Source organism: Halomonas sp. BC2 (assembly GCF_002078115.1).
GTDB classification, from domain to species: domain Bacteria; phylum Pseudomonadota; class Gammaproteobacteria; order Pseudomonadales; family Halomonadaceae; genus Vreelandella; species Vreelandella stevensii.
In genome coordinates this window covers 33795-47530 of sequence record NZ_LFGT01000022.1, presented here as the reverse complement: position 1 = coordinate 47530, position 13736 = coordinate 33795, and the positions used below count along the sequence as shown (strand labels likewise).

The following is a 13736-nucleotide window of genomic DNA, read 5'->3' as shown; positions in this document are numbered from 1 at the left end:
CCACATCAGCTGTGAACCGCTCTGATCCGACCATTATCATCCAGTGCCACCATGACGAAACGCGCTTCGGTGACTTTCTGTCGCTCTTCGATGTGTCGGCCATGGGGTGGGCGCACCCAGACCTCCACGTCGATACGGATCGAGCTGTGGCCAATATCCTGTACCTGGGTGTATACACTGACCATGGATCCCACACGCACCGGGCTTAGAAAATCCATGGCTTCGATGGCAACCGTGGCAGTACGCCCGCCTGCCTCGCGGCCAGCGGCCAGCTCGGCGGCCTGGTCCATATGATTCACCAGCCAGCCACCGGGAATGTCCCCGTAGAGGTTGGTATCCTGACGAGAAGCCAGTAACTTTAACGTGAGCTGCCCTTGGGGGGCGGGAGCATCGTCCACATCGGAATCCAGTGGTGTCATGAGGTCGTCGCTTTGCAAGGTTATTGTTGTGGTCGGGCCTGGCGCCTGTTGCTGCACTGCAATAACAGGCTAGCACCAGTTAATCACAAGAGGAAAGGCGTTTGAAGAGCGACAGTGTACAGCGATGGAGACCTTACCGCCTACTGCTGGCAAGCTGGCTATGCTGCTTCAGCGCCTTTGCCTGGGCGCAGCCAGCGCCCATCAGCGGCACCCTGGGCGCCGTGGGTTCGGACACCATGGCCGGGCTGATGCTGCGCTGGGGTGAAGCCTTGAATGCACGCCATCCCGGCATCACCCTGCAGTTTCAGGCGGGTGGCTCGGCCAATGCACCCACGGCCCTGGTAGCGGGCACCACGCGCCTTGGGCCCATGTCTCGGGCCATGACCGAAGGCGAACGTCAGCAGTTCATCCAGCGTTATGGCTATCCACCGCTCCAGCTCAGCGTCGCCCGCGATGCGCTAGTGCTGGTGGTGCATCGCCACAACCCGCTGGAAGCCCTGTCACTGGCGCAGGTAGATGCCATCTTCTCTACTACCCTCGCCTGCGGTGCCGATGCGCCCCTGCAGCGTTGGGAAGCGCTGTTGCCCGCCACGGATTGGCCCTACGGGCACATTGCCCTGCATGGCAGAACCCTGGCCTCCGGCACCCAGGGGCTGTTCCAGCAGCGCGCCTTGTGCGGCGGGCAGTTTCGCCGCGATATCAGCGAACATCCCGGTGCGGCAGCGGTGATTGCCGCCGTGGGAGAGTCGCCCAACGCCATGGGCTATGCCGGATACAACCACCTGACCCCCATGGTACGCGCCGTGGCGCTGGCCGATGAGCAAGGCAACCCGGTAGAGCCCAGCGTGGCGAACATTCAAAAGGCCACCTATCCACTCTCCAGAACGCTGTATCTCTACGTCAACTTGCCCCCCGGCGAAGCGCTCCCGGCGGCCGAGCAAGTCTTTCTGGAGCTGGTCTTTTCAGCCGAAGGCCAGCAGATCGTGCAGGCGGCAGGCTTCGTGGCACTTCCCGACCACCTGCGCAGCAGCCAAGCGTTGGATGAATAAACTGTCATCCAATTGTCACAAACAGGGCGTAGGGTAAGCTATTCTGGCCATGAACCCCTATTTTCATCACGGCACCTGCTTCGTATGATGTCGACATGACTCCTCCTCGGCTACCTGCTTCGCGTCAGCCGCTACGTTTGCTTCACGACCGTATTGCCACCGGACTGATTACGGCTGGCGGCATTGCTGTTTTGCTGGCGATCCTCGCCATTGGCGTCTTTCTGGTATGGGAAGCGCTGCCGCTGCTTGGTTTTGGCGAAGCGCTCTCCCTGGCCACGCTGTCGCCCCTCGCCTGGGGCACCCTCAAGGCTGCCCTGGCGGCCATGCTGTTTGCCACGCCCATTGCGCTAGGGGCCGCCATGTATTCGGCGCTGTTCATGTCGTCACGCCTGCGCAGCCGCATCAAGCCCGTGATGGAGTTGATGGAAGCAATACCCGGCGTGGTGATTGGCTTCATTGCCGGGCTGCTGCTGGCGCCGTGGGTAGAGCGTCATTTGGCCAGCACCCTGCTTGTGCTGGTCTGGCTGCCGCTGAGCGCAGCGCTGGCAGGTGCCCTTTGGCATGCGGCCAGCAGCCGTTGGCGCCAGCGGCTGCCTCTGTCGTCGGCGGCACTCTGGCTGATACCGTGGCTCGCCTGCATGACCGCCCTGGCTCTGTGGGTGGCGCCGCTCGCCGAAACCTACTGGCTGGGGGGCGACTTGCGTCTGTGGCTGGAGCAGCGCCACGGCATCGACTACGCCACGCGCAACGCCCTGATCGTCGGCATCGCCATGGGATTTGCGATTATCCCCAGTATCTATTCGCTGGCCGAGGATGCGCTGGCCGACGTGCCATCCAGCTTGATGGAGGGCGCCCAGGCGTTGGGCGCCAGCCGCTGGCAAGCGCTGTGGAAGGTCGCTCTGCCCACCGCAGGCCCTGGCGTGTTTTCGGCGGTGATGATTGGCGCAGGCCGCGCCGTGGGCGAGACCATGATCGTGCTGATGGCCAGCGGCAACACCGCACTGTTCAGCGCCAGCCCCTTTGAAGGGCTACGTTCACTGTCGGCGTCGATTGCCATCGAGCTGCCGGAAGCCTCCCCCGGCGGCATGACCTATCACCTGCTGATTCTGGCGGCGCTGGCGCTGTTCATCTTCACCTTCTCGGTCAATACGCTGGCCGAAGTCGTGCGTCAGCGCCTGCGTCGGCGCTATCAGCGGCTGGGAGGCGCACGCTGATGGGCTGGCGAGCGCTGAGCTTTCGCCTGAACACGGCGGGCAACCGGCTGTGGCCTTGGCTATGTGCGGGTAGCGTGGCCCTTTCACTGCTCATGCTCGGGGCTTTGCTGGTACTGCTGACCACCAAAGGGTTAGGCCATTTCTGGCCCGCCGAGCTGGAGGAGGTCACCCTGCACAGCGGCGAAACGGTGATCGGCCAGCCGGTGCGCGAGGTGCCGCTACCCCATGCCCAAAGCATGGAGCGGCTCTATTTTACCGGCAACCGCGACCTCACGGGCGCCAGCTGGCGCTGGCTGGCCGTCGATCAAATCGCCCAGATCACCACACCTGCTGAGCTGATACGTCTGGAGCGCACCCCCTGGGGCGACTTTCTTGGCCGCCTGGATGCCATCGAAAGCGAAGGCCAGCGGCTGGAGGGCCAGCCAGCCAGGGAGTTCGTGCGCCAAGCCCTGATGCTGCCGCCAAACCAGCGCCCCGACGCCCAGCTGTTGCTGGAGGCCAATGGCAGGGTACAGCCTCAGCCGTTGGCGGGGATCACCCGCCTGCAAACCCCCAACGCCATGGCCTGGCATCAGAAGGTGGCGGCCTGGGGCGGGCGCGTGTGGCAGTTCCTCAGTGAGGGGCCGCGCGCGGCCAATACCGGAGGCGGCGTATGGCCGGCCATTTTCGGTACGCTGTTGATGGTGATTCTCATGTCCGTGATCGTCACCCCTTTTGGCGTGCTGGCGGCCATCTACCTCAACGAAATTGCCCACCAGAACCGCCTGACCCATCTGGTGCGTATCGGGGTCCGCAACCTCGCTGGCGTACCCTCCATCGTATATGGCGTGTTTGGGCTGGGGGTGTTCGTGTACGGCATCGGCGGCTCCATCGACAGCTGGTTCTTCGAAGACGAACTGCCATCACCGACCTTTGGTACCGGCGGGCTGCTGTGGGCATCGCTGACCCTGGCACTGCTGACCCTGCCGGTGGTGATCGTGGCCACGGAAGAGGGCCTGGCACGCATTCCCGATGCCCAACGTGAAGGGGCCGTGGCGCTGGGGGCGACCCGCCTGGAGATGCTCACGCGCATCGTGCTGCCCATGGCCATGCCCGCCATGCTGACCGGGGTGATTCTGGCCGTGGCGCGGGCCGCTGGCGAAGTGGCCCCGTTGATGCTGGTGGGCGTCGCCAAGCTGGCTCCGCAAATGCCCTTGGACGGCGAGTTTCCCTACCTGCACCTCGAACGCAAGTTCATGCACCTCGGCTATCATCTATTTGATACGGCCTTCCACGGTGAAGACGTACAGGCCGCGATCCCCCTGGTGTTTGCCACCGCGCTCCTGCTGGTACTGATTGTGCTGGTGCTTAATCTAACTGCCATATTTCTGCGTCATTATCTAAGGCGTCAACGAGGAAACGAATGCTAGCGTTATCGTCCGCCAACACTGCTCAACCGCCGGTGACGCGCTTCTCAGCCGACGCCCGGTGCCTGAGCATCCACCAGTTCAACCTCGCTTATGCGGGGAAACCGGCGTTGCGTGACCTGACGCTCGACGTACCTCGTCACCGGGTGACCGCGTTCATCGGCCCCTCAGGCTGCGGGAAGTCCACGCTGCTACGGGCAATCAATCGGCTTCATGACTTGAACGAGTCCGTGACCCACGATGGCCATATCTACCTGGAAGAGCAGGACATTCATGCGCCACGCATGAACGTGACCGAACTCAGACGGCGGGTAGGGATGGTGTTTCAGACGCCCAACCCGTTCCCGATGTCGATCTACGAAAACGTGGCCTTTGGCCTGCGCCTGCAAGGGCGCCTGCCCAAACGCAAACGCGACGATATCATCGAGTGGGCGCTGACATCGGCCGCTCTGTGGGATGAGGTCAAGGACCGCCTGCACCGTTCGGCCTGGCAGCTCTCCGGCGGGCAACAGCAGCGCCTGGTGATTGCCCGGACGCTGGCCGTTCAGCCGGATGTCCTGCTGCTGGACGAGCCCGCCTCGGCCCTCGACCCGATTTCGACCCTCAAGATCGAGGAGTTGATACGCAACCTGAAGTCCCAGCTCACCCTGGTGCTGGTGACTCACAATATGCAGCAGGCCGCGCGGGTTTCCGACTACACGGCCTTTTTGCAAAACGGTGAACTGATCGAATATGGGCCCACGGATCAAGTGTTCACCAACCCGCGTCTACAACGCACCGAAAATTACATTACCGGCCGCATGACCTAGGCCCCATCGACGATACGTCAGGAGTGCTCAATGGATATCACGAGCGAGACACACAGCCAACACATCTCTCGCCAGTTCAACCAGGAGCTGGAAGAGCTGAAGACCCACCTGATGGCCATGGGCGGTCTGGTGGAAAAGCAGGTGCAGGATGCGGTGCATGCTCTGCTGGAGGGCGACAGCCGCCTGGCGGAAAAAGTGCGCGACAATGACCGTCAGGTCAACGACCTGCAGCTGCAAATCGACGACGAGTGCACCCGAGTGCTGGCTCGCCGTCAGCCGGCGGCATCGGACCTGCGGCTGGTACTTGCGGTCATCCGTGCCACCTCGGACCTGGAGCGAATCGGCGACGAAGCCAGCAAGATTGCCCGCAATGCACTGTTGTTAAGTGAAAACAGCGGTGCCATTCGTGGCTTGGTAGAAGTCCGCCATATCAGCGAGCACGTGCGCAAGATGCTGCGTGACGCCCTGACCGCCTTCGCCCGCTTCGATACCGAGCTGGCCATGCAGGTCGTTCGCGAAGACGAATCGGTGGACGACGAATACGGCAGCGCCATGCGCTCGCTGATGACCTTCATGATGGAAGACTCGCGCTCCATCAGCTCGGTGTTGAGCATCATGTGGGTGCTGCGCGCCCTGGAGCGGGTGGGCGACCACGCCAATAACCTGGCGGAATACGTGGTGTACCTGGTGAAAGGCCTGGATATTCGCCACAGTGACCCAGACACCCTGGAACAGAAGGTCATGAAAAAATCTTGACCTGGCCGTCAAACCCTCCTGCAATACGCCCAGACCATTGTCTGGGCGTTTTTTTAGGGAGTAATGTCGCGTGAATGCACTCAACGCGTTGGGGCAAGGCACCCGCCTGGTGTATCAGCCCGGGCTAAGGCGCTATGTTTTTCTACCCATTCTGGTCAATCTGCTCGTGTATACGGGAATGGTTTACGTGCTCTTCACACGCTTTTCGGGCTGGCTGGAGAGCAGCATGGCCATGGTGCCTGGCTGGCTGGAGTGGTTGTCGTGGCTGATCTGGCCGCTATTCTTCATCAGCTTGCTGGTGGTGATCTTTTTTAGCTTCACCCTGGTGACTCACCTGATCGCAGCGCCTTTCTATGGGTTTCTGGCGGCTCAGGTAGAGCGCCAGGCCACCGGGCGCGAACCGCTGGATGACCGAGGGCTGGCCAAAACGGCGCTGGACGCCGTGGGTCGAGAGCTGGTCAAGCTGAGCTATATCCTGCCGCGCATGGCCGTATTGTTCCTGTTCAGCTGGATTCCCGGCTTGAACGTCTTGGCGCCTCCCTTATGGGCGCTCTTTTCTGCCTGGGTCATGGCCATTACCTATCTGGATTACCCGATGGATAACAACAAAGTGTCGTTCAAGGAGATGCGCAGCAGGCTTTCACGGCGCTGGTGGCCGAGCATGACATATGGCGGGCTGGTCATGCTCATCACCTGGATCCCCTTGGCCAACCTGTTCCTGATTCCAGGCGCCGTCGCAGGCGCAGTCCTCATGTGGGACCGCCACTATCGTGGCACACCGGACACGCGGGATAAGGCGGCAGGCTCGGCGCTCTGAATCAGAGCCATTCATCACAGGGCCGCCCATATAGCAGGCACAAAAAATTAGACCCCGCTAGGCGGGGTCTCGACCACTCTTACTTATGAACGATACTGACTGCTGGCTTCCTCTCCGTTTGCGGGACTCCAACCTTGGAATTTACCCTGACCAGTGTCTTGACCGTTTTCTGACTCATCCTTGAATCGGTGAGCATCCTTGCTATGGGACATCCTTGCCCTCAGTTTGCTCACTCCTAAGCGTAAGAGTTTTTTTCAGCTTTGCAAAGAATTGTTACGTTTAGCTGCCGCTATTTTCTTCTACCACATCTTCCGGGGTGTACTCGGCACCACCACTCATGTTGGTGGAGTCCGGCTCATCCACAACGTCGGGGCCTTGTGTGCCGTGATCCGTCGTCAGGTCTTCGGTGTCGTAACTGCCCGGCTCAGCCGTACCAGACTGTGTGTTCATGGGCTCATCTTCGACGGTTACATCCTGATTCTGGTCGATGGATGAGTGATCCGTGGTGTCTGCAAAAGCCAGTGGGCTTGCCATCAGGCCAAAAGAAACACCTAAAATACCAGCTTTCTTGAGTAGTTCCTTGGACATCATATTCCGCCTCCTCGATCGCTGTTGATACCGCATAGTTAAGGAAGAGTGACTTCATGTCTTACCAGTTCCTGCGGTAATCTTCCTTGCCTAGAACATTGCATACGTTGTGCCACGCATGCCAAAAATCAAAAAAATTATTTATTATCAATAATTTAAAAAAACAAGGATAGTATAAAGCATGGGCTCAGGGGGTCATGACCACGCCTTTGAGGTGGTTAAAAATGACACATGAGTGATGTGTGACCAGAGCTCTATGCCAATATGGCACACTTATACAGGGGTTGTGCAGGAAGCGGATAAGGAGGAGCGCAAAGCGTCATCGAGCCCTCAAGCCGGGCCGCTGACTCGCTTGGCAGGGAAGACACAGCGAAAGGATGCCCCCTCGCCAGGACGTGACTCTATGTTGAGCTGGGCCTCGTGGCGCAGCAGCACGTGCTTCACGATGGCCAGGCCCAGACCCGTCCCTCCTGTTGCCGTACTACGCCCTTTATCCACTCGATAGAAGCGCTCGGTCAGGCGGGGGATATGCACCGGATCAATGCCATCGCCATCGTCCTCGACCTCGATACACCCGCTGCCGTTGGCGGCCACCGACCAGCGCAACGTGATCTGACTGCCTTCCGGGGTATAGCGCACGGCATTGAAGGCTAGATTGGAAATGGCGCTGCGCAGCTCCTGCTCGCTGCCGATCAAGCCAGCGTCGCTCTCCAGAATGACCTGCACACTGTGCTGCTGCCTGGAGAGCGCCAGGGCGTCTCGGCGAATGCTGTCGAGCATGGGGCCTACGGCCAGCATCTGGTGATCATCGCCTCCCTGGTCGATTTCCAGCCGTGACAGCAGCAGCAGGTCGTTGACCAGATTCTGCATCCGTCGCGTCTGCTCCTCCATCTGTACGATCCCTTTACCCAGGCGGGGAGGCAGCAGCTCCTTGAGGTCGCCGTAGGTTTCCAGGTAGCCCGACAGCACGGTCAGCGGAGTGCGCAGTTCATGGGAGACGTTGGCGACGAAGTCACGCCGCATCTGCTCCAGGCGGTGCAGACGCGTAATATCACGGGCCATGACCAGCCGCTCGTCATCGCCGTACAGAGTGATCTGATACTGGAGGATGCGCCGCTCGTCGATCGGCGAGGTCAGCGTCAGCGGCTCGCTGTAGTCGCGGGCATTGAAGTAGCTGATGAAGCGAGGGTCGCGCAGCAGGTTGGTGATGTGCTGGCCACGATCGTGGGCGGTTTGCAGCCCCAGCATGTCGGTGGCCGCGCTGTTCCACCACTCCAGGTCGCCGTGGCGGTCCAGCATCACCACGCTATCGCGCATGGCTTCGGAGGACTCCTGAATTCTCGCCAGCGTCGCCCGTAAACGACTTTGGGTAATGCGCTGGCTTTTCTGGTAGCGATAGAGGCGGTCGAACAGCTCCCCCCACATGCCCTTGGCCGCCGGGGGCTCATCGTGGGGGTGAAGCGTCAGCCAAAGGAAGAGCGCCCGAAACTGACGCAGATGATAGACCAGACAAAACAGCAGCCCCGCCGCCAGCCCGGCGCCAGGGTAATCCACCAGCCATCCCAGGCAGAGGCCCAACAGGGCCAGCCAGATGATGCGCCAGATCTCACGGCTCCACAGGCGCACGCTTACACTCGCGCAGAGAACCGGTACCCAGTACCGCGCACCGTTTGAATCAGATTTTGATGAGGCTCGCCCAGCGCTTTACGAAGACGACGAATATGCACGTCCACCGTGCGCTCTTCCACGTAGACGTTGCCACCCCATACCTGGTCAAGCAATTGGCTGCGCGTGTAGGCGCGCTCCTGATGGGTCATGAAAAACTGCAGCAGACGATACTCGGTAGGCCCCATTTCCAGCGCCTTGCCATGGGCGCTGACCCGGTGGCTCACCGGGTCCAACAGCAGACCATTGATTTCGATCGGGTCTTCCACGCCACGCGGCGTGGCACGGCGCAGCACGGCCTTCAGGCGGGCCACCAGCTCACGGGGGGAAAAGGGCTTGGTGATATAGTCGTCGGCACCCGCTTCCAGGCCCTGGATCTTGTTGTCCTCTTCGCCCTTGGCCGTCAGCATGATGATCGGCAGCTCGGCGGTGGCTTCTTCGCGCTTCAGCCGACGGGCCAGCTCGATGCCGCTGGTGCCCGGCATCATCCAGTCCAGCAGCAACAAGTCAGGCTGGTGGTCGACGACCATGGCGTGGGCATCCTGGGCGTTGTCCGCTTCAAGCACGCGATAGTCAGCCATCTCCAGCGCCACGGCGATCATTTCGCGGATCGGCGCCTCATCATCGACGATCAGTACGGTCTTGGCGGTCATTCCAGGGCCTCACGGTGCTCTATTCAGGAAGGTTCAATGACATGCGTGTGACGATAACACCATGACTTGATGACAGTTCCATGACACCCAGTCAATTTAGCCCGCTACCGGCCACCAGCTCAAGGCAATACCTGCAAAGACCAGCAGACCCGACCAGTGGTTGTTCAGGAAGGCCTGAAAACAGCGGTCTCGATCGCGCCCGACGATCAGCCACTGCTGGTACACGAACGTCGCCGCCATGCCCAGCAACCCCAGCCAGAAAAAGCCCCCTAGCCCAACGCGCAGCGCGACCCAGCTCAGCAGGGCCAGCACGCTTGCCTGCAGCACTCCGATGATCAGCCGGTCAGCACGGCCAAACAGCACGGCGGTCGACTTGATACCGATTTTCAGATCATCGTCACGGTCGACCATGGCGTACTGGGTATCGTAGGCAACGGTCCACAGCAGGTTGGCACTGAACAGCAGCCAGGCTTCCAGAGGCACGTGGCCCAATACCGCGCCAAACGCCATGGGAATGGCCCAGGAAAAGGCCGCGCCCAGCACCACCTGCGGGAAGTGGGTGTAGCGCTTCATGAACGGATACACGAAAGCCAGCAGCACGCCGCCCACCGACAGCAGCACGGTGAACCAGTTAGTCAGCAGCACCAAAATGAAGGCAGCGGCGACCAGCGCCACGAACAGCAGCTGGGCTTCGGTTTCGCTGATGCGTCCCGTGGCCATGGGGCGCTGGCGAGTACGCTTGACGTGGCCATCCACATGGCGGTCGGCATAGTCGTTCACCACGCAGCCCGCAGCACGCATCACGTAGACACCGGCAATGAAGATGATCAGCACGGAGCGACCCGGCACCCCTTCTGCAGCCACCCACAGCGCCCAGAGCGTCGGCCACATGAGCAGCCAGGTACCAATGGGCCGATCCAGGCGCATCAGCTGAAGAAAGTCTGCCAGCCGGGCCCAACCCGTTGGCCGCAATAGAGAACGGTCCATGCTCATGCTTACCTCGTGAAAGAAACTCCAGAATAGCCTAGCGCGAGGGCAGGCTCAGCGCATCGGCCATGGTCGATAAAAAATACTCTTGAACCAGCAGCGACAACCCCGCGTGCTGAAACACCGAGCGACGCCCCCACTGGCTACGCCCCTTGGCGGGGGCACCCCACGCCGTGAAGCGCGGGAGCGACACCGTGGCCTGCAACGGCCCGCGCACCAGGTCCGGCTGCTGAAACAACCAGCTGCCCAGCGAACGCTCGCCCAAGGCCCCCAGGCCTTTGCCCTGCAGCTGCTCCAGCGGTGCCACCGATCGCGCCACCACCCAAGGGGTGCCGTCGATGCACAGCGCCACCTCGCGTAGCCAGGCATGGCGACGTGGAGCGATTCCCAGCGCCATGGCTTCGTCCTGAAACGGCAGGCCAATGGTCTGACGCAGCAGGCGTACGCGGAACTGGCTCGGCGCTCCGGCCGCCATCAGGCGCGCCGTCAGGGAGTCGGTCGAGGCCACCCATTGCCACCAGGCCGCACTCATGGCAGGCCGCGCAGCGGCAACCGGCCGCCAGTGGGGGGGTAGCGAAAACGCAGGGCGTGGCAACTCAACGAGCGTCACCTGAGCCTCCAGAGCAGTCAATTGGAAAGAAGGCTAGTGTAACATGATGGCTTGGCAGGCTTTTGTTCCTTACCCCCGGATAACGATATGCCCGATTCACACTTCAGCGAATCCCCACATGCCGAGCTGGTCATTGTCGGCACTGGCATGGCCGGTATTGGCCTGGCGCGAGCGCTGCGCCGCCAGGGAGATTCTCGCACCATCGCGCTGGTTAGCGCCGACCGTGGCGAAGAGTACAGCAAACCGCTGCTGTCCACGGGCTTCGCCAAGCGGTTGAGCCCCGAAAAGCTGGCGCAGCGCAGCGCAGAAGCGCTCGCCGACGAACTGAATGCCCAGCTCATGGCCCACACGCAAGTCGTCGAACTGGCGTTGGAACACCAGATGCTGCGCCTGGACAACGGCACCCTGCTCCGCTACGAGCACCTGGTGCTCGCCACCGGCGCGGCCCCGCGCACGCCGTTCCAGATACCCAGTGCGCTGAAAGGGCGCTGTTTCACGGTCAACGACCTGGATGACTACCGCCGCCTGTATGCAGCGCTCGCCCAGCCAAGCAGAGTGGCGATCATTGGCGCGGGCCTGGTGGGCTGCGAATTCGCCAACGACCTCCATGCGGGCGGCCACCACGTCACCCTGGTGGCGCCAGAGAGCACCCCGCTGCCGCGCCTGCTGCCCGAGCCGCTGGGCCATGCCCTGGCCGAAACCTTTCGAACGGCAGGCATGCAACTGGCACTGGGGCGCACGCTGGACAGCCTATCCATGAATGCCGACCGCGACCTGGTACTGCAGCTCGACGGCGGCGAGCGCCATACGGTGGACATCGTCCTGTTGGCCACGGGACTGGCGCCCCGCACGGCGCTGGCCGAGGCCGCCGGACTCGCGGTCAGCGCCCGCGGTATCGAGGTGGACCGGCTGCTTCGCACCCGCCAGCCGAACGTATACGCATTGGGCGACGTGGCCTGCATCGACGGCGTGAACGCCATGTACGTTCAGCCGCTGCAAGCCAGTGCCAAAGCGCTGGCGGCCACGCTGGGCGGCTCACCCACCCCGGTAAGCTTCGGCGCCTGGCCGATCATCGTCAAAACGCCCCTGCTCCCGGTGGTGGCCTACCCGCCAGTGAGCACACCGCAGCACTGGCGAGTGGAGGGTCATGGGCAGGATTTGACGGCGCTGGCGGAAGATAAAGACGGTCGTTTGATTGGTTTTGCGTTGACAGGGGGCTGCGTGAGAAGGAAAGTGGAGCTTTCCAGAGCTGTCCCTGCCCTGCTAGGCTGATTTTCGCCGCCTTCACGACTAGGCTAAAGAAGCCCCGCTGGGGTGGGTTACCAACAACATTGACGTTTGTTTTTCACAAGGGAGATTCCTTCATGCGCAAACCTGAACTCGCCGCTGCCATCGCCGAGAGTGCTGACCTGTCCAAGGACAAGGCAGGCCAGGTCCTGAATGTCATTCTGGACGAAATCACCAACAGCGTGGCCAAAGGCGAAGACGTTACCCTGATTGGCTTTGGCACCTTCACCGTACGCGAGCGCGCCGCCCGTACCGGCAAGAACCCGCAGACCGGCGCACCGCTGCAGATTCCGGCCAGCAAGAACGTGGCGTTCAAGCCAGGTAAAGCGCTCAAGGACGCCGTTTCCTAATGAAGCTTTCGCTGACGCTGTGGCTGTTGAGCTTCATGCTCAAGCGCGCCCTGCGCCGCAAGCCACGCTTTCGTGAGCAGCTGGAGCGCATGCAAGGGCTGGACTGGGGCATTGCCACAGAAGACCTGAGCACGGCGCGCCACTACCGAATGACGCCCCGCTACATTACGTCCGGTAAAGGCCTGCCCGTCGACCTGGATCTGGAGCTGCGCTTTCGCGACCAGCAAGCCGCCCTGCGTATCCTCAGAAAGCCGACGCAACAGGCGTTCCTGGATGGCATGGTGGCAGGCGACGTGCGCCTCGTCGGCGACTCTGCCGACATGAACAAGCTGCAAAAGCTGCTCAAATACTTGTAGCCCTGCACGCTGGGCGCATTTTCGTCACGCGAGGTAGCACCAGGCGATGGATATCCCTCATCAGCGATTGGCCGTGCTGCCAGGAGATAACCACTACGCCGCTCTACCAGGGTGACCAGGCCCGATTGCTTGTGCCCCTGAACCACGGTGTCACCCTCCCAATGCCCGATGAAGCGGCGTTCCTCGACCTCCGCCGGGCGATGCTCGATGCCCACGCGATGGGGGATCCTGCCAAGTCCTGCGCTTTTGGCCCGGGCACGGCGTTTGCTGTGCCGCCGGGGCTGACGAAGGTGCCGCCACAGGCCGCCACCCCGGGCCTTGTCATCCCGGACCAGGGAGTAGATCCACTGGTGGCTAACGCCCACGCCGATCAAGGGGGCCATGAAGCCGCTGATCTGCTCGGGACTCCACTCCTCGCGGAGCCGTCTGGCGACGAAGTCCATCAGGCTGGGTAGGCGCTTCGTCCACTTCCAGGCGGTGCGGCGTCGATGGTCGCTACGTTGCTGGGCCTGCTCAGGGTCATACCCCTCGGGCGTCGTGTGACGACGCAGCTCCCGACTCACCGTGCTGTCATGAACACCAATAGCTCTGGCGATCTGTCGCTGGCTCATGCCTGCACACCTGTAAGCGTGAATCTGGTATCGTTGGGTCTGGGTCAGCTGTCGGTATGCCATGCTCTGCTTCACTTTGGTCGGTAAAGCAGAGAGGGTACCGGCGCTGGCCCTCCTGCTTCTACCTTGTGATCCAAAGTGCTGCGGTTATTCTATGAA

At 61.7% G+C, this 13736-nt stretch carries 15 protein-coding genes and 1 pseudogene; 9 read left to right on the top strand and 7 right to left on the bottom strand.

What is annotated here, in order from left to right; translation table 11 throughout:
* Positions 1 to 5: 5 nt before the first annotated feature.
* The gene (locus B7L71_RS13395; RefSeq protein ID WP_016915475.1) at positions 6 to 419 is read right to left on the bottom strand and encodes an acyl-CoA thioesterase; all 414 of its coding nucleotides are present in this window, start codon (positions 417 to 419) and stop codon (positions 6 to 8) included.
* A 101-nt stretch (positions 420 to 520) separates the two neighbouring features.
* Between B7L71_RS13395 and B7L71_RS13390 the strand changes: the two genes are divergently transcribed.
* The 6 genes from B7L71_RS13390 to cysZ all read left to right on the top strand — a co-directional run bounded on the left by B7L71_RS13390 (position 521) and on the right by cysZ (position 6470).
* Positions 521 to 1468: a PstS family phosphate ABC transporter substrate-binding protein gene (locus tag B7L71_RS13390; RefSeq protein ID WP_081138563.1), complete on the top strand. Its 948-nt coding sequence runs from the start codon at positions 521 to 523 to the stop codon at positions 1466 to 1468.
* Positions 1469 to 1563: 95 nt separating this feature from the next.
* Positions 1564 to 2682, top strand: a complete 1119-nt coding sequence (locus tag B7L71_RS13385) for an ABC transporter permease subunit (protein WP_081138561.1) — start codon at positions 1564 to 1566, stop codon at positions 2680 to 2682.
* Positions 2682 to 4091, top strand: a complete 1410-nt coding sequence (gene pstA / locus B7L71_RS13380; protein WP_081138559.1) for a phosphate ABC transporter permease PstA — start codon at positions 2682 to 2684, stop codon at positions 4089 to 4091. Before B7L71_RS13385 ends, pstA begins: the two co-directional genes overlap by 1 nt.
* Positions 4085 to 4897: a phosphate ABC transporter ATP-binding protein PstB gene (gene pstB, locus B7L71_RS13375; protein ID WP_016915479.1), complete on the top strand. Its 813-nt coding sequence runs from the start codon at positions 4085 to 4087 to the stop codon at positions 4895 to 4897. The genes pstA and pstB overlap by 7 nt, the downstream gene beginning before the upstream one ends.
* A gap of 30 nt (positions 4898 to 4927) precedes the next feature.
* Entirely contained in the window at positions 4928 to 5653 is a 726-nt protein-coding gene (phoU, locus tag B7L71_RS13370; protein WP_016915480.1) for a phosphate signaling complex protein PhoU, read from the top strand.
* 70 nt (positions 5654 to 5723) lie between these two features.
* Positions 5724 to 6470 (top strand): sulfate transporter CysZ, encoded by a 747-nt coding sequence (cysZ, locus tag B7L71_RS13365; RefSeq protein WP_081138557.1) that lies wholly within the window; start codon positions 5724 to 5726, stop codon positions 6468 to 6470.
* Positions 6471 to 6749: 279 nt separating this feature from the next.
* On the opposite strand, the gene B7L71_RS13360 is transcribed toward cysZ, so the two are convergent.
* The 5 genes from B7L71_RS13360 to B7L71_RS13340 form a co-directional block, all read right to left on the bottom strand.
* Positions 6750 to 7061 (bottom strand): hypothetical protein, encoded by a 312-nt coding sequence (locus tag B7L71_RS13360; protein ID WP_039178882.1) that lies wholly within the window; start codon positions 7059 to 7061, stop codon positions 6750 to 6752.
* A 327-nt stretch (positions 7062 to 7388) separates the two neighbouring features.
* Entirely contained in the window at positions 7389 to 8684 is a 1296-nt protein-coding gene (gene phoR / locus B7L71_RS13355; protein WP_081138556.1) for a phosphate regulon sensor histidine kinase PhoR, read from the bottom strand.
* A 2-nt stretch (positions 8685 to 8686) separates the two neighbouring features.
* Positions 8687 to 9376: a phosphate regulon transcriptional regulator PhoB gene (gene phoB, locus B7L71_RS13350; RefSeq protein WP_016915484.1), complete on the bottom strand. Its 690-nt coding sequence runs from the start codon at positions 9374 to 9376 to the stop codon at positions 8687 to 8689.
* A gap of 96 nt (positions 9377 to 9472) precedes the next feature.
* Positions 9473 to 10363, bottom strand: a complete 891-nt coding sequence (gene ubiA / locus B7L71_RS13345) for a 4-hydroxybenzoate octaprenyltransferase (RefSeq protein WP_081138642.1) — start codon at positions 10361 to 10363, stop codon at positions 9473 to 9475.
* 37 nt (positions 10364 to 10400) lie between these two features.
* A complete protein-coding gene (locus B7L71_RS13340; protein ID WP_081138554.1) occupies positions 10401 to 10973 on the bottom strand; it encodes a chorismate--pyruvate lyase family protein in 573 nt (190 codons plus the stop codon).
* Between the two features lie 87 nt (positions 10974 to 11060).
* On the opposite strand from B7L71_RS13340, the gene B7L71_RS13335 reads away from it, so the two are divergent.
* The 3 genes from B7L71_RS13335 (at position 11061) to B7L71_RS13325 (ending at position 12966) form a co-directional block, all read left to right on the top strand.
* Positions 11061 to 12245 (top strand): NAD(P)/FAD-dependent oxidoreductase, encoded by a 1185-nt coding sequence (locus tag B7L71_RS13335; RefSeq protein ID WP_081138552.1) that lies wholly within the window; start codon positions 11061 to 11063, stop codon positions 12243 to 12245.
* 92 nt (positions 12246 to 12337) lie between these two features.
* The gene (locus tag B7L71_RS13330) at positions 12338 to 12610 is read left to right on the top strand and encodes an HU family DNA-binding protein (RefSeq protein WP_016915488.1); all 273 of its coding nucleotides are present in this window, start codon (positions 12338 to 12340) and stop codon (positions 12608 to 12610) included.
* Entirely contained in the window at positions 12610 to 12966 is a 357-nt protein-coding gene (locus B7L71_RS13325) for a hypothetical protein (RefSeq protein ID WP_081138551.1), read from the top strand. The genes B7L71_RS13330 and B7L71_RS13325 overlap by 1 nt, the downstream gene beginning before the upstream one ends.
* 71 nt (positions 12967 to 13037) lie before the next feature.
* On the opposite strand, the pseudogene B7L71_RS13320 reads toward B7L71_RS13325, so the two are convergent.
* A pseudogene (locus B7L71_RS13320) lies at positions 13038 to 13640 on the bottom strand (IS30 family transposase); the annotation flags it as partial.
* Positions 13641 to 13736: the final 96 nt, after the last annotated feature.